The organism is Streptomyces sp. MNU76 (genome assembly GCF_020982545.1).
In the GTDB taxonomy this organism is placed as follows: domain Bacteria; phylum Actinomycetota; class Actinomycetes; order Streptomycetales; family Streptomycetaceae; genus Streptomyces.
The window spans coordinates 12,397-25,809 of sequence record NZ_JAJKLK010000008.1 but is presented as its reverse complement, the minus strand read 5'-3'; the positions used below and the strand labels follow the sequence as shown (position 1 = coordinate 25,809).

At 70.0% G+C, this 13,413-nt stretch carries 18 protein-coding genes and 1 pseudogene; 8 read left to right on the top strand and 11 right to left on the bottom strand.

Features of this window, described 5'->3' with window-relative positions; genetic code table 11:
- Position 1: 1 nt before the first annotated feature.
- Together E4N62_RS20345 and E4N62_RS20340 are read right to left on the bottom strand one after the other, a co-directional pair.
- Complete coding sequence (locus E4N62_RS20345) at positions 2–484, bottom strand: NADH-quinone oxidoreductase subunit B family protein (RefSeq protein WP_230216402.1); 483 nt, start codon at positions 482–484, stop codon at positions 2–4.
- Between the two features lie 223 nt (positions 485–707).
- The gene (locus E4N62_RS20340) at positions 708–1,058 is read right to left on the bottom strand and encodes a metalloregulator ArsR/SmtB family transcription factor (RefSeq protein WP_230217031.1); all 351 of its coding nucleotides are present in this window, start codon (positions 1,056–1,058) and stop codon (positions 708–710) included.
- Positions 1,059–1,272: 214 nt separating this feature from the next.
- On the opposite strand from E4N62_RS20340, the gene E4N62_RS20335 reads away from it, so the two are divergent.
- Both E4N62_RS20335 and E4N62_RS20330 read left to right on the top strand, forming a co-directional pair.
- Positions 1,273–1,461: a hypothetical protein gene (locus E4N62_RS20335; protein WP_230216400.1), complete on the top strand. Its 189-nt coding sequence runs from the start codon at positions 1,273–1,275 to the stop codon at positions 1,459–1,461.
- Between the two features lie 383 nt (positions 1,462–1,844).
- On the top strand, positions 1,845–2,294 hold the full coding sequence (locus tag E4N62_RS20330) for a 2-phosphosulfolactate phosphatase (protein ID WP_230216398.1): 450 nt from the start codon (positions 1,845–1,847) through the stop codon (positions 2,292–2,294).
- A gap of 11 nt (positions 2,295–2,305) precedes the next feature.
- Here E4N62_RS20330 and E4N62_RS20325 read toward each other — a convergent pair whose 3' ends face one another.
- The 6 genes from E4N62_RS20325 to E4N62_RS20300 form a co-directional block, all read right to left on the bottom strand.
- Positions 2,306–2,719: an STAS domain-containing protein gene (locus E4N62_RS20325; RefSeq protein WP_230216396.1), complete on the bottom strand. Its 414-nt coding sequence runs from the start codon at positions 2,717–2,719 to the stop codon at positions 2,306–2,308.
- Between the two features lie 36 nt (positions 2,720–2,755).
- On the bottom strand, positions 2,756–3,184 hold the full coding sequence (locus E4N62_RS20320) for an ATP-binding protein (protein ID WP_230216394.1): 429 nt from the start codon (positions 3,182–3,184) through the stop codon (positions 2,756–2,758).
- Complete coding sequence (locus E4N62_RS20315) at positions 3,184–3,591, bottom strand: pyridoxamine 5'-phosphate oxidase family protein (protein WP_230216392.1); 408 nt, start codon at positions 3,589–3,591, stop codon at positions 3,184–3,186. The genes E4N62_RS20320 and E4N62_RS20315 overlap by 1 nt, the downstream gene beginning before the upstream one ends.
- Positions 3,588–5,312 (bottom strand): SulP family inorganic anion transporter, encoded by a 1,725-nt coding sequence (locus tag E4N62_RS20310; RefSeq protein ID WP_230216390.1) that lies wholly within the window; start codon positions 5,310–5,312, stop codon positions 3,588–3,590. Before E4N62_RS20310 ends, E4N62_RS20315 begins: the two co-directional genes overlap by 4 nt.
- Positions 5,309–5,650, bottom strand: coding sequence for a metalloregulator ArsR/SmtB family transcription factor (locus E4N62_RS20305; protein ID WP_230216388.1), 342 nt, complete (start codon positions 5,648–5,650; stop codon positions 5,309–5,311). Before E4N62_RS20305 ends, E4N62_RS20310 begins: the two co-directional genes overlap by 4 nt.
- Before the next feature lie 222 nt (positions 5,651–5,872).
- Positions 5,873–6,229 carry a zinc ribbon domain-containing protein YjdM gene (locus E4N62_RS20300; protein ID WP_308185317.1) on the bottom strand — a complete coding sequence of 119 codons (357 nt, stop codon included), beginning with the start codon at positions 6,227–6,229 and terminating at the stop codon, positions 5,873–5,875.
- 73 nt (positions 6,230–6,302) lie between these two features.
- On the opposite strand from E4N62_RS20300, the pseudogene E4N62_RS20295 reads away from it, so the two are divergent.
- The 5 genes and pseudogenes from E4N62_RS20295 to E4N62_RS20275 all read left to right on the top strand — a co-directional run.
- A pseudogene (locus E4N62_RS20295) lies at positions 6,303–6,450 on the top strand (pyridoxal phosphate-dependent aminotransferase); the annotation flags it as partial.
- 1,277 nt (positions 6,451–7,727) lie between these two features.
- The gene (locus tag E4N62_RS20290; RefSeq protein ID WP_230216386.1) at positions 7,728–8,159 is read left to right on the top strand and encodes an STAS domain-containing protein; all 432 of its coding nucleotides are present in this window, start codon (positions 7,728–7,730) and stop codon (positions 8,157–8,159) included.
- An 11-nt stretch (positions 8,160–8,170) separates the two neighbouring features.
- Positions 8,171–8,821, top strand: coding sequence for a hypothetical protein (locus E4N62_RS20285; protein ID WP_230216384.1), 651 nt, complete (start codon positions 8,171–8,173; stop codon positions 8,819–8,821).
- Complete coding sequence (locus tag E4N62_RS20280) at positions 8,818–9,579, top strand: GAF and ANTAR domain-containing protein (RefSeq protein ID WP_230216382.1); 762 nt, start codon at positions 8,818–8,820, stop codon at positions 9,577–9,579. The genes E4N62_RS20285 and E4N62_RS20280 overlap by 4 nt, the downstream gene beginning before the upstream one ends.
- 79 nt (positions 9,580–9,658) lie before the next feature.
- A complete protein-coding gene (locus E4N62_RS20275) occupies positions 9,659–10,375 on the top strand; it encodes a GAF and ANTAR domain-containing protein (protein WP_230216380.1) in 717 nt (238 codons plus the stop codon).
- 549 nt (positions 10,376–10,924) lie between these two features.
- Here E4N62_RS20275 and E4N62_RS20265 read toward each other — a convergent pair.
- From E4N62_RS20265 to E4N62_RS20255, 3 genes are all read right to left on the bottom strand, one after another.
- Positions 10,925–11,635, bottom strand: a complete 711-nt coding sequence (locus E4N62_RS20265) for a YhjD/YihY/BrkB family envelope integrity protein (RefSeq protein ID WP_230216378.1) — start codon at positions 11,633–11,635, stop codon at positions 10,925–10,927.
- Positions 11,626–11,982, bottom strand: coding sequence for a PRC-barrel domain-containing protein (locus E4N62_RS20260; RefSeq protein WP_230216376.1), 357 nt, complete (start codon positions 11,980–11,982; stop codon positions 11,626–11,628). The genes E4N62_RS20265 and E4N62_RS20260 overlap by 10 nt, the downstream gene beginning before the upstream one ends.
- A 286-nt stretch (positions 11,983–12,268) precedes the next feature.
- A complete protein-coding gene (locus E4N62_RS20255) occupies positions 12,269–12,553 on the bottom strand; it encodes a hypothetical protein (RefSeq protein WP_230216373.1) in 285 nt (94 codons plus the stop codon).
- Between the two features lie 387 nt (positions 12,554–12,940).
- Here E4N62_RS20255 and E4N62_RS20250 point away from each other — a divergent pair, with 387 nt between their 5' ends.
- Positions 12,941–13,156, top strand: coding sequence for a hypothetical protein (locus E4N62_RS20250; protein WP_230216371.1), 216 nt, complete (start codon positions 12,941–12,943; stop codon positions 13,154–13,156).
- The last annotated feature ends 257 nt before the right edge of the window (positions 13,157–13,413 follow it).

The window sequence follows — 13,413 nt, the reverse complement described above, 5'->3', positions numbered from 1 at the left end:
CTCACCGCCCGGTCACCCTCCGCAGCGCAGCGATGATCTTCTCCGGCTCCGGCGGGCAGCCAGGCACGGTCAGATCCACCGGTACGACGTCGCAGACGGCGCCCTCGACGCCGTACCCGCCCGCGAACTCCCCGCAGTTGATCGCGCAGTCGCCGACAGCGACCACCAGGCGCGGCTCGCCCATCGCGGCGACCGTGCGGCGCAGCGGCTCGGCCATGTTCTTGGTCACCGGCCCGGTCACCAGGGCCACGTCCGCGTGCCGGGGGGAGGCCACCAGCCGGGCGCCGTAGCGTTCGGCGTCGTAGACCGGGTTGAAGGCACCCACGATCTCGATCTCGCAGCCGTTGCAGGAGCCCGCGTCCACGCAGCGCACCTGCACCGATCCGGCGAACTCCTCGGCCGCGGGCGGCCGTTCGCCCTCCGGCCTGGGCGGGGCGGGTTCGGCCACCCGCCCGGTATCGCGAATCTTGCGCAGCAGACTCATGACCGCCCCTCTCCCGTCGCTGGTGAGGACTTGCTTCGCAGGTGGCTAACAGGCTTTCCCCAGGCCGGAGTTACGCCACTTTCCCACTTTTTGCCGATTTTGCGTCGTTTGCTCAAGTGAGGACGTATCCCATGGACCGGGATCCGCGGGACGAAGGTGGCCGCCTCCCGCACCACGGAGCGCTGTCAACTCCCAGAAGGCGGCCACCGATCGAGGGCCGTCGCTACGACGGTGGTTTCGCCTCCGCCTGGGCCGCCTGCAGGTCGGCCAGCAGTTCGGCCTGCCCCGTGAGCACGCCGGACAGGATGGTGCGGGCGACCCCGAGCAGCTCGGCGATATGCGGGCTGGTCAGCGAGTAGTACACGGTCGAGCCCTCCTTGCGGGTCACCACCAGATTCGCCCGCCGCAGCACCGCGAGCTGCTGCGACAGGTGCGCCGGCTCGATCCCCACCACGGGCAGCATCTCCGCCACCGCGTGCTCGCGCTCGCTCAGCAGCTCCAGCACCCGGATGCGCGCCGGATGCCCCAGCGTCTTGAAGAACTCGGCCTTCAGTTGGTACAGCGGCGTGCTCATCGTGCCGTCGCCTCCCCGGTACTGCAGCGCGGCCGCACCGGCCGATCCTCGGCGCATCGCATCCACCTACACGTCAAACACATGGACCCCATCCTCGCGTGCGGCGACGGCCACGCCGAATCCGCGCACGAGAACGGAGCCGCCCGAAACCAGCGGTGACGACCTCAACAATTGCTAAGATTAGCAAGTCCATACGTTGCGTGAGGAGGGTTGCGTGAGAATCATTCCGCTGCGCGGCGCGAGCGTCGCCTGGTACAAGTGCCCCGCATGCCGCCTCAAGTGCCGGCCCATCGCCGTCGGCCCGGACGGTTCCTGCCCCCGGTGCGGGCACTCCCACATGATGCGGCTGTCCTTCGGCGGCCGGTCCACCGCGTCCACGCCGGACGGCGACAACCGGAGCTGACCCGCGCACGGCACACGGATCCGCGAAAAGGGGAGGGGCATGGGTGACTGAGCCGTCCAGTCCGGCAACGGGACCCGCTTCGAGTGGGGACCTGCCGCAGCGGGCCGCCTCGCCCGGGAGGCTGCCTGCCTGGTCATCGTCGACGTACTGTCCTTCACCACGGCGGTGAGCGTCGCCGTCGCGCAGGGCATCCAGGTCCTCCCGTTCTGGCTGCCGGAAGGTCCCCCGCCCCGTCCGAGCGGACCGCTGCGCAGAAGGCCGCCGCCGTCTGCGCCCGGCAGTCCGGTGCGCGGCGGGCCGTCGCGCGCAGCGCCGTCACGCCCGACACTCCCTGGTCTCTGTCTCCGGCCCATCTGCGCCCCGCCCCGTTCGTCGCGCGTCTGGTGCTGCCGTCCCCGAACGGCGCTGCCATCGCGGCCGCCGCACCACCGGGGGTGCAGGTGGTCGCCGCCTGTCTGCGCAACATCTCCGTGGTCGGCAGCTGGCTCACCACCCACGGCTACGGCACCCCCGAGCGTCCCGTTGCCGTGATCGCGGCGGGCGAGCGATGGCCGGACGGCAGCCTGCGCCCCGCGCTGGAGGACCTGCTCGGCGTCGGCGCCCTCATCTGCGACCTGCACTCCCAGGGCGCGGGACCACTGTCCGCCGAGTCGGCCGCGGCGAAAGCGGCCTACGAGGGCACCGCCGACCTCACGCCCGCGGTCGCCGTCAGTACGTCCGGCCGGGAGCTGGCCGCGACGGGCTTCGCCGACGACGTGGCCATCGCCACGGAGGAGGACATCTGCACCGTCGTACCCGTACGGGGCGGCGACGGCGCCTTCGCCCCCGGCTGAACCCGGTGGGCTCACTCTGCCGCGTGGTCTGCCGTCGGCCACCCGGTCGTGCGCCACTCGTGCCGGCCCTGAGGCGGCTCACCATGCCGGGTGCTGTGGGCCGCGTGCGCGCCGGCCAGGTCGGCGTGCACGGGAATGGGCGGGCAGTCCCCCACGGGCACGAGAGAGCCGTCGGCGGGAATCGCGGCCAGTTCCAGACTCCGGCCCGCCGCCGCGAGACTGCGCGCGGCCTCGGTGATCGCCACCTGCCCCTCGGTCGACCAGCTGCGCAGTTCGGTGAGGTCGACGATGACCGGACCACTCCCACGTCCCACTACCCAGCCGATGGCACCGGCAAAGCGATGGACGGCGTCCGGGCCCAGGTATCCGGAGACGGACAGGACGCCGAGGTCCTGCTCGACGGTGTAGCGCCACTCGATGGTCATCGTCGTCAACTTCCTTGCGCGGTAGGCCTGTGTGCTTCAGAGGGGGAGGGTGATCCAGATGCTCTTGCCCTTGCCGTCGGCGTCGCCGCGGACGATCGCGGTGCCGCTCAGGCCGAGGGTGAGCTCCATGACGGTGGCCAGACCGCCGCCACCACCGACATCGGTGACCGCCCCGTACAGTGCCGGCTGGTAGGGGTGGCGGTCGTGCACGGCGAAGGCAAGGCAGTCCTTGCCCGCCGCGTAGATGACGGTCACCTGCGGGGAGAGGACCGCGGCGTGCCGGACGCTGTTGGTGACCAGCTCGCTGAGGATCAGCAGAGCAGGGCCGATGGTGGGGTGGCGCGGGTTGATGCCCCACTCGACCAGGGCCTGCTCGGCGGTCTCACGGGCCGTGCGGACCGCGGACGGCATGGACGGCAGGGTCAGCACGTGCCGGTGGGGCAGGGCTTCCAGCCGGGTGCTCATCACGTCTCCGCGCGGGCGAGGCGGAACCCGGTCACGGTCTTGGGGTGCAGGCGCAGCAGCGTGTCGTGCGGGCCGTGGCTCCAGCCGGCCAGGGTGCGCTGGTAGTGGGCGGCCTCGTCGGGGTCGGTGATCACGTCGACGGGTCCGGCGACGGTGACCGTCCAGCCGGTGCCGGTCGCCGTGCGGAGCTCGTCCACGTGGTACGTCGCGGTGGACGGCACCGCGGCGGCCGGCGCGGGCGTGCGCACCACCAGGCGGCCGTACTCCCAGGTGTGCCGACCTGGCCGGATGACCGTCTGGTCCCGCTGCGTGTACACCAGCCGCCCCAGCGTGCTGCCCTCCAGCAGCCACAGGGCCTCAGCCCCGGAGACCTCGACCATGCGCAACGATGCGGGCGCGGTGCTCATCCGACGGTTTCCTCGCTGACGGGCCGGGACTTCTGGGCGGGCAGCGGCGGCATCACACCGGCGCACTCCAGGTGGGTGCGGGCGCCCTGGATCGCGTCCGGCGTGGTGGCGAACTCGCGCCCCTCCAGGCACAGCAGCTCCAGCGCGCCGACGGAATCCAGGACCTGGCGCTGGCCGGCCCGTATCCCGGAGGTCATCACGACGACGCCGCGCCGGTTCAGCTTCTCCACCACGTCCTTGAGGACCAGGGCGCCGGTGGCGTCGATGGTCGTCACCCTCGACATGCGCAGGATGATCACGCGGACGTCGGCCACCTCGGCCAGCTCCAGCAGGAAGCGGTGAGCGGCGGCGAAGAACAGCGGACCGTCGATCCGGTACGCCACGATGTGCTCGGCCAGCAGCGCGTGCTCCTCGGCGCTGTGGTCACCGCGGTCGAGGGGGACCTCTTCGAGGCGGGCCTGCTTGGCGACCGCGCGCAGGGCGAGGGCGCCCGCGACCACCAGGCCGATGATCACCGCGTACACGAGGTCGAGGACGAGCGTCGCGACAGCGGTCAGCACGAGGATCAGCGCATCGGAACGGGTCGCCTTCGCCATCGCCTTGAGCGAGCCGACCTCGACCATGCGGATCGCGGTGGCCAGCAGCACGCCGGCCAGCGCCGCCAGCGGAATCCTGGAGACAAGCGGCGCCGCCGCGAAGACGATCACCGCGAGGACCGCGGCGTGGACGAGGGAGGCCAGCCGCGAGCTCCCGCCGGTGCGTACGTTGACCGCGGTCCGGGCGATCGCGCCGGTCGCGGGCACGCCGCCGAACAGCGGGGAGGCAATGTTGGCCAGCCCCTGGCCGAAGAGTTCCCGGTCCGGGTCGTGCTTCTGCCCGACCGTCATGCCATCGGCCACCGAGGCCGACAGCAGCGACTCCAGCGCGGCCAGCGCCGCCACCGCGACCGCCGGGGCCAGCAGCGAACCGGGCGAACCGAGGTCGAGGAAGGCCAGCGACGGGGCGGGCAGGCCGGACGGCAGGTCACCGATCGGCTTGGCCGCATCCAGGCCGGCGACCTGGGCCACGATCGTCGCCGCGATCACGGCGAGGATGGAGAAGGGGATTGTGGGCCGCAGGCGGGCCCCGATGAGCATGATGGCGGCGACCGCCAGGGCGAAGGCGGCGGCGGTCCAGTTCGGATTCTGCGCGGACTCCTCCAGCGCGTGCCAGGTCACCACGAGGACGCGGTCCCCCTCGGGCTTGGGTACACCGAGGGCGTTCGGGATCTGCTGCAGTCCGATGACGCAGGCGATGCCGAGCGTGAAACCCTCCACGACCGGGGCGGGCACGTACTGCATGTACTTGCCGGCCTTGAGCACCGCGAGCGTGACGAGCATGACGCCGGCCATCAGCCCGACGGTCAGCACCCCGCCCGGCCCGTACTCGGCGACGATCGGTACCAGGACCACCGTCATCGCGCCGGTCGGCCCGGACACCTGCAGATTCGAACCGCCGAAGATCGCGGCGAGCGCACCGGCGACGACGGCGGTCGCCAGCCCCGCCTCGGCGCCGAGCCCGGAGGAGACGCCGAAGCCGAGCGCGAGCGGCAGCGCGACGATCGCCACGGTGAGGCCGGCCAGCAGGTCCCGGCGCGGATCCCGGCGTATCTCCGCCAGATCGGTGCGGCTGGGCAGCAGTGCAGTGAACCGGGCAGCGACCCTGCCAAAGGAGATCCTCATCGCGCGACGGCCTCGGTTTCCCGCAGCTCGGCCAGCAGTTCGTTCTGCCCGGTGAGCAACTCGGTCAGGATCCGGCGCGCGGCCCCCATCAGGTCCGCGACGTCCCCGCTCGCCAGCGCGTACACCACCGTCGAGCCGTCACGCCTGGAGCTGACGATGCCCGAGCGGCGCAACACCGCCAGCTGCTGCGAGAGGCTGGAGGGCTCCACCTCGATCTCCGCGAGCAGGTCCCGTACCGGCATCGGCCCGTCCTGCAGCAGCTCCAGCACCCGTATCCGTACGGGATGCCCCAGCATCCGGAAGAACTCTGCCTTGGCCTGATACAGCGGAACGGACACGGATTCCTCGACTTCCCGACAGCGCCACCCGGAGCAGACATAAAGGCTGTGCCCGCGGCTACCGGCGACGGACACAGCCATCACAGCATCTAATGAATTGCATAATTTTGCAATTCAGCATCCCGTTACGGCCTGGGCGATTGTCCTATGGCACACGGCATGCCAGGCGGCGGGGGCGGCTGGCGGTCGGCGAGTGGGGCCGACCCCCTCGCCAGTCAGAGTTCAGGCTTTCTTGACCACGCTGGACTTGAGCTGCATCGCGCCGAACCCGTCGATCTTGCAGTCGATGTCGTGGCCGTCGACCCCGTCGACCAGCCGGATGCTGCGCACCTTGGTGCCGGCCTTGATCCCCGAAGGACTCCCCTTGACCTTGAGCGCCTTGACGACGACCACGCTGTCGCCGTCCTGCAGCACATTGCCCACAGCGTCCTTCACGACCCGCACCCCGGCGGCGCCGCCCTCGGTGCTGCCGTCGGCGGGATCCCATTCGTGGGCGCACTCCGGGCACACCACGAGGGCGTTCATCTCGTAGGTGTACTCGCAGGAGCACTTGGGGCAGGGGGGAAGATTCTCGATCACCCCGTCAGAATATCCGGCCCCGGCGTCTGTCCCGACGGTCGTCGCCGAGGCCGTTCGCCCGGTTCATCCAGCTCTTGTCCGGCGCCACCAGCTCCTCATCCGCTCGGACGAGATCTACGACAAGATCCTCTACGACGGCCGGGTCCACACCTGCACCGCCCCCCCTCTCCCCGGACCTGCTGTGCCTGACGTTCAACGGCCTGTCCAAGGCATATCGGGTGGGCATTTCCGCGCCCAGCGTCTACCGGCACTTCACAAGGCCGAACTGGTGACCACAGCTCGACGTCACCTACCACGCACTGGCCGTCGTGATGAGCGAGGCCGGCGGGTCGGCCGCCGCCGCGGGCTCGGACCCGTGGGAACGCGTGCGGGCCACCGTCACCGCCTATCGCAGATTCGCCATCGACAAGCCCCGCCGCTACCGGCTGATGTTCAGCCTGGAGTACGAGCCCGACCGACCACCGACCACCCCGTCACCACCGTGCTCCAGGCATGGACCGACACGACTGACGCCTACCTCGCCGAAGTGGTCCCCGGGCGTCGGGCGGAAGCGCAGGACTTGGGCGTCCACCTGTGGACCGCCCTGCACGGTCAGTGAATCGCTCCGGGTCTGATGGAGGCTCGATTCCCTGAGAGGATCGAGTCATGGCACGTCCGTCCCCCTATCCTGCTGAGCTTCGTGAGCGTGCGGGGCGCATGGTCGCGGAGGTCCGCCCGAATTACCCGACCGAGTGGGCCGCGATGAAGGCGGTCGCCGCGCCACAGAGGATCGGGCATGGCTCGACGCAGTCGCGAAGGCTCGAAGGCAATCGGCTGACGCTGCCTGCCCCAAAGAGCGCCCCTGCGCTCCCGGTGACGCCGGGTCCGCGCATGAAACCTCCCGAGTGCGGCGGCCTGGCCGCCCCAGACCATCTGGGGCGACCTGTTCCCCGCCCATGCCTCGCGCCCGGGGAGGTTGAGACGCTGGTGGACCAAGCGGGCGAAGTGACTCAAGGCGCGCCCGGTGGCCAAGCCCTCCAAGGCGAGGCGGACGGCGAAAAGATCACGGGCGCTGACAGGTCTGCCGCCAGTTGACGGCACACGGCATCGCCACGTCCTCTCTCGGCCGCCGCCCCAGCACTCTCGTGCCGCACTCGCCCGTACCTCACAGTGCGGATATGCGGACCACCGCTTTCGGCACCGTCCACATCCTGGGGAATGGGCGGCTTCCGGCCGTCCACCGGACCGAGTGAAGGACTATGCTGCTGTGCAGGCGTCCCAGACCCCGGCGGCTTGTCGTTGCTCGACACACATGGCTGCGAGGAACGGACCTATCGTCCGTCACCCGGCGCATCCCTGGAGGGAACTGGGTGGGGCCGCTGTCCTGTCACACAGGCTGTGGGACCTACCGTTGTTCCACCTCCGCCGAACGTACGCCCCTCCCGACAGCACACCGAGAGGCCGGGAATCCCGGCGTCACGCGTGCGCTGCCGCATGGTCTTCCGAACCGAGGCGTCAAATGCCCCTTCCGCAGCTCACCGTCTACCGCCGTGCCCGAAGGCACCGGGCACTGATCACCCTGGCCGGTGAGATCGACCTGGAATCGGCGCCACTGGTGCGCGCGGCACTGGCGCGGTGTCTGGACGACGGTATCCGCGTCATCGACGTCGACCTCACCCCCGTCACCTTCTGCGACTGCAGTGGTCTCAACGCCTTCCTCCACGCCGCGCACAAGACCACCGAGGCCGGCGGGACCCTGGCACTGCACCACCCGCCACCAAGCCTGGGCCGGATACTCAACCTCACCGGCTACGGGTTCCTGCTCCTTGGCCTGCCGTTCGGGCCCCTGCCACCTCCTCTCGCGGGCGCGGGGGCCCCAGACCCGCCCGCCGAAGCTCCGCCGCACCGGCATGATCCGCCTGTGCCTGTCCTCTCGGGCGAGGGGCAGTGACGGCCCGGCCCATGCGGGGGCAGCCGTACGGGCCCAGTGGCGGCGAGTCGCCCGCACTGCACTCGGTGCGGTTGCGTCGGGTGAACCGCTGGCAAGCGCAGGGCCTCGGCGGGGAACTGGCGGATCTGTACGTGGCCTCCCGTGAGACGTCTCCCCGTGAGACCTACCGTGCTCCCGGCCGCGAGGACTTCCTGAACCGTCTCACCGGCGACATCCGCCGGCCGGGGTTCGCCATGGTGATCGCAGAAACGGATGGCCTGGTGGGATGCGCCTTGGGCTTCCCGGTGCGCGGCGACGGCCTCTGGTGGCTGGGGTTCGACGGGGCACTGCCGCGCAGCATCGAGCAACTCACCGCATCGGGCGGAGTCTTCGCGATCACCGACATCCTGGTCCGCCCGCACCCGCAGGACGAGCACGTGGCCCGCCGGTTGCAGGAGCGGCTGCTGACAGATCACCAGGCGTCGCTCGGCGCAACCTTGGTGGACCGGTCTGATCGCCCGACTCTCACTGCGCTCCGTTCCTGGGGATGGCTGGACGTGGGAGAGATCTGGAGGCCGGTCAGCACCACGCTGCTCAGGGTGCTGGTCCTTCCCGTCGGGGAACGTACCGCGGCGAGGCTGGAGGGCCTGGCGCACGATGCCCGGACGCGGCGGCCCGCGTGAGGTCCGACAGCCGCTCGGCCCGTATCCAGGCGCTGGTCGCCGAGCAGGCGGCCCGACGCGGCGCCCGGGTCGGCGTGGTGGACGTGTGCACCGCGGCCGTGGCCGCGCTCCCAGTCGGCGGGGCCGGAGTATCCGCGATGTCCCGGACCACGACGAGCCATCCCCTGTGCAGCACCGACGACATCAGCGAGCAGTTGGAGGAGCTCCAGCTCACCCTGGGCGAGGGACCCTGCGTCGACGCCTTCACACAGGGTTCGGCCATCCTGACACCCGATCTGCTGACACACGCGATGCAGGACCGCTGGCCCGTGTTCGCCGATGCGGCGTTGGAAGCCGGGGCACGCGCGGTGTTCGCACTCCCCCTGCAGCTAGGGGCGATCAGCCCGGGAATCCTGGACCTGTACGCCAACGTGCCGACCGTGCTGGACGCGGAGGAGTTGGCCGACGCGCTGGCCTTCGCCGATCTCGCAACGCTGCTCCTGCTCGATGGCCGGATCGAGGAGACGGGCGCGCCGACCGGCGGACCGTTGCCGGACCGTGGCTTCGAGGACCTGGGCGGATACCGGCCGGAGATCGACCAGGCCACCGGCATCCTCACCGTCCAACTCGGCGTCGGCATCGACGAAGCCTTCGTCAGGCTCCGCGCCTACGCCTATACCCAGGGACGCCGACTCCCCGAGGTGGCCGCCGACGTGGTGGCCCACCGGCTTCGCTTCTCCCCCGACGCGGAACCGAGAGGGACCGACGATGAAACCTGACGCACCCGTGCCGACCTACGAACGTGCTGCACTTCCCGCCCCCTCCCGGCGGGACCAGTCTCCATCAAGGGTGTTCACGATGAATCAGCAGCTTCTGGCCAAGACCTTCGTCGAGCTGGCGGACAACCTGGTCGCCGATTTCGACCTGATCGACTTCCTGCGCCTGCTCACCGACCGCTGCGTGGGCATGCTCGGCGCCAGTGCGGCCGGGGTGCTGCTCGCGGACCGCGACGGCGAACTCCGCGTCATGGCCGCCTCCGACGAACAGGTACGCCTGCTGGAACTCTTCCAACTCCAGAACGACGAGGGCCCCTGCCTCGAGTGCTTCCGCGCCGGCACACAGGTGATCGTCCCCGACCTGACCCGGGAAGTCGACCGCTGGCCACACTTCGTCGCGGCGGCCCACCGCAGCGGATTCGGGGCCGTCCAGGCCCTGCCCATGCGCCTGCGCGACGAGGTCGTCGGCGCCCTGAACCTCTTCCGCGCCGCCCCCGGCCCCTTCGACCCGTCCGCCACCCTCGTCGCCCAGGCCCTCGCCGACGTCGCCACCATCAGCCTCCTGCAACAACGCACAACCCACCGCAGCACCGTCCTCAACGAACAGCTGCAGACCGCACTCAACAGCCGGGTCCTGATCGAACAGGCCAAGGGGAAACTCGCCGAACGCCAGAGCATCGACATGGAGCAGGCCTTCACCGCACTGCGCGGCTACGCCCGCGCCCACAACCGACGCCTGTCCGACGTCGCCCGCGCCTTCATCGACGACTCCGAACCCCTCCCCGGCCTGGTGGTCTGACACCGTCGCCGAGACGGTGACCGTACACAGCCGGCCGAGCACGAACCACGCTCGGATCACGGGCCGTGCGTCTGGAGACGCGGTGCTGCTGGTGCGCCGCTGCCGGCTGACGCCCGCTGTGGTGCGCCGTCGGCTGCGGGGCTGATCCCGGGCTCCGGGCACTCGCCCTCGGCTGTCTCGCCGGACCACACCACCGTCCCCGCTGCTGTCGCTGTCCAAACGCGCAGTACAGCAGCCTGGCCATGAGGTTGATCCACAGCACGATGGCGACCGGCACGGCGAAGGCGCTGTACATGCTCTTCGCCGCAACGCCCTGCCCGGTCAGCAACCACTTGAGCAGTTCGAGGCCCGCCGCACCGGTCATCCCGGCGACTACGACCGCACGTCGGTCGGGATGCATCCGCGGCAGCCGGGTGAGCATGTAGACGAGCAGCATGAAGTCGACAACAGGACGATGGCCAGGCCGGCGAAGAACAGCAGGGCCCGTCCCGCCCGCGATACCCGGCCTTGTCGACGGCCCGGCCGACGGCACTGTTCGCGAGCATCGCACTATCGGTCGCGACCAGCCCGACCGCGCCGAGACCGACCGCGCCGAGACCGACCAGCACAGCGGAGTCCTGGAACTTGAGCAGGAACAGATTGCCCGGGTCCTGCTTTTTTCTCCCCCACCGCACGTAGGCAGCCGCGCACGGCGCCGACCCAGTTGATGCCGATCACAAGCAGCAGCGCGCCCGCGATCAGCCCGGCGGATCCGGCATGTGCGACGAGACCGTCCAGGTCCAGCAGGCCAGAGAGGCCTGGCGCCTGGGCGGCGATCTTGTCCTGGAGTTTCCCCAGCTGGTCGTCGCTCAGCAGCTTGGCACCGATCGCCGCGCCCACGGTGATCAGCGGAAAGAGCGCGACGAAGCTGGTGAAGGTGACGGCCGAGGCAAGCCGGGCCCAGTGGACGGCATCCAGCCGCTCGTACGCCCGCCAAGCGTGCGTACGCATCAGCTTTCCGAGCACAGGCAGCCCTCTCGCTGGAACAGGCACCAAGGCCATCAGCATGCCGCGCGCCTGGTCGATCACCGAACCGCTCGCCAACGCACGGCCCAACTGCTCGTCCCTGGAACGTAGTTCGAAGATCTCGGTCAGTAGAGCCGTTTTCTCCGCCGAAGCCACGGCCGTCAACAGCCGCTGTTCTTCGCGGGGGCGTGGCCAGTTGGCGCATGGTGCGTATTTCACAGGGCAGTCGTTCTGTCCGTAGGTGGTCAGCGGCACGCCAGTTGCCGTTCTCCGGCCGCACCGGGCGCGTAGGCCAGTCCGTAGTGCTTGAAGATCGCTTCCTCCTGCTCGGCGGGCAGCACGTCGTCGGTGCCGATCGAAGGCGCCTGCTTCACCAGCGTTCTGACATAGCCGACCCTGAGATAGCCCGGGCCGACGATCGCGTCCTCGATGGGAACGAAGAGCAGTCGGTGCCGGGTGGGCAGTCCGGTCCGTACCGTGGCCATGGCCGACTCGTCAGTGGTGGTGTCCACATACACCGCCTCAAGGACACCGATCTTGCGCGACTCGGCGTCGACAACATCGCGGTTGCGCCACTCGCGGACGTCGGCTGCGTGAATCATGGCCTTCCCTTTCCGGTCGGCTCGTCTGTCGGTCGTGAGTCGCGGCCCCGGTCTTCCGTGTAGAGCCGCAGCAGCGCATCCCGCAGCGCCCGCTGCATCAGCCGCGAGAGCGGCTCACCCTCCCGGGCGGCGACCACTGCCGCAGCCCACCTCCGGAAGTCTGGTGTCGCACTGCCGTGACACGTCCACCAGCAGGTTCCTGGCCGGCATGGCATCTGCCTCTCCACGATTTCCGCGCGTCCGGTGTGGCTGAAGCCGCCCTGGAATCTCCGGATGTCAGGCAACTTCAGCGCTCACCGCGGCGTTCATGGTCCCGACGGTCCTCGCGCCTCCAGCGCGCCCGGTGCCGACGGCTGTATCGACGGTCCCAGCGGTCCTGACGATCCCGGCGGTGCTCGTAGTCCCGATAGTCCCCGAGATCGGATCCGTCGCCACGGATCCAGCCTCCCCCGCGATCGCGACCGTGGCGGGTGGCGCCGAAGACCAACACTGCTGCGGCCACCCACCAGATGGGGTCGAGAAAGCCGAAGCCGAACAAGACCACGATCAGGATGAGAAGCAGAACGAACACGGCGGGCCTCCCCAGAGCGGAACAAAGCATCACTGCCGGGGGCCGGGGCGTGTACGAACAGACTAGTCCTCCCCAGAGGTTGTGGACAGCGGCCCACGTCAGCGTCTTCCGCCGGGACCGGATGGCCACTTGACGTCTGTCCAGGGAGTGCGGCGAGGGCTAGCCTGTGCGCTACGGCCCGAGCCCCCGGCAGCGTCGATCACCCTTTTCGCGCTCCTTCGAGGGCGCACCTGGCGCATCAGTGCCGGTACCTGCCCCGTTCGCCAACGGGCCGCTCTCGCACTCGCCGTCGCTACGCGATCCCGGCGCAGCCTCGATGCGCCCCATTGCGGGCACCGTCCATCCGCTGCCCGCCATGTCGCACGTATCCACCGACAGGCGATACACATGTACGCACTGATCGTTCCCGCTTCGACCCCCTTCGTCCTGCTCGCCACCGTGATGGCCCTGTCCTGGTGGGAGGACCGCGTCCTGCCTGCGCCGCCGGCCGAGTCGCTCGACGCTCCTGCCGCGGCTCCGTTCACCCCGGCCGCCGCTGCCGAGCACGCAGAATTCCCCGTGCCGACACCGCGTTGGCAAGGTAGGTTGCCAGACGTTGACTGACAACACGGCGTAGGGCCATGCCACCCCAACATCACTCGGGCGAGGATTCTTCTCCTTCTGCTGATCGCGGCAGTGTTCGGGTTCGGCTTCACCATGCAGACCCTTTGGTGGGTCGCCGCCGTCCTGCTGGTCGTCTGGATCGTTGGCTTCGCGATGCGCGGGCGCGGCGGTAGCAGCGCCGGTACAGCCTTGGGTAGTCCGTTCCGGAGCTCGATCCTGCCCGCGGGAACAGCCGCCTGTACGGCGATCACACGCGG

Excerpts from the sequence above, each read along its gene's own strand:
- E4N62_RS20310 (WP_230216390.1), bottom strand. The coding sequence starts at position 5,312 with ATGAGGATCTCCTTTGGCAGGGTCGCTGCCCGGTTCACTGCACTGCTG.
- E4N62_RS20340 (WP_230217031.1), bottom strand. The coding sequence starts at position 1,058 with ATGAGCACGCCGCTGTACCAACTGAAGGCCGAGTTCTTCAAGACGCTG.
- E4N62_RS20275 (WP_230216380.1), top strand. The coding sequence starts at position 9,659 with ATGAATCAGCAGCTTCTGGCCAAGACCTTCGTCGAGCTGGCGGACAAC.
- E4N62_RS20290 (WP_230216386.1), top strand. The coding sequence starts at position 7,728 with ATGCCCCTTCCGCAGCTCACCGTCTACCGCCGTGCCCGAAGGCACCGG.
- E4N62_RS20320 (WP_230216394.1), bottom strand. The coding sequence starts at position 3,184 with ATGAGCACCCGGCTGGAAGCCCTGCCCCACCGGCACGTGCTGACCCTG.
- E4N62_RS20250 (WP_230216371.1), top strand. The coding sequence starts at position 12,941 with ATGTACGCACTGATCGTTCCCGCTTCGACCCCCTTCGTCCTGCTCGCC.
- E4N62_RS20325 (WP_230216396.1), bottom strand. The coding sequence starts at position 2,719 with ATGACCATCGAGTGGCGCTACACCGTCGAGCAGGACCTCGGCGTCCTG.
- E4N62_RS20260 (WP_230216376.1), bottom strand. The coding sequence starts at position 11,982 with ATGATTCACGCAGCCGACGTCCGCGAGTGGCGCAACCGCGATGTTGTC.
- E4N62_RS20345 (WP_230216402.1), bottom strand. The coding sequence starts at position 484 with ATGAGTCTGCTGCGCAAGATTCGCGATACCGGGCGGGTGGCCGAACCC.
- E4N62_RS20315 (WP_230216392.1), bottom strand. The coding sequence starts at position 3,591 with ATGAGCACCGCGCCCGCATCGTTGCGCATGGTCGAGGTCTCCGGGGCT.
- E4N62_RS20285 (WP_230216384.1), top strand. The coding sequence starts at position 8,171 with ATGCGGGGGCAGCCGTACGGGCCCAGTGGCGGCGAGTCGCCCGCACTG.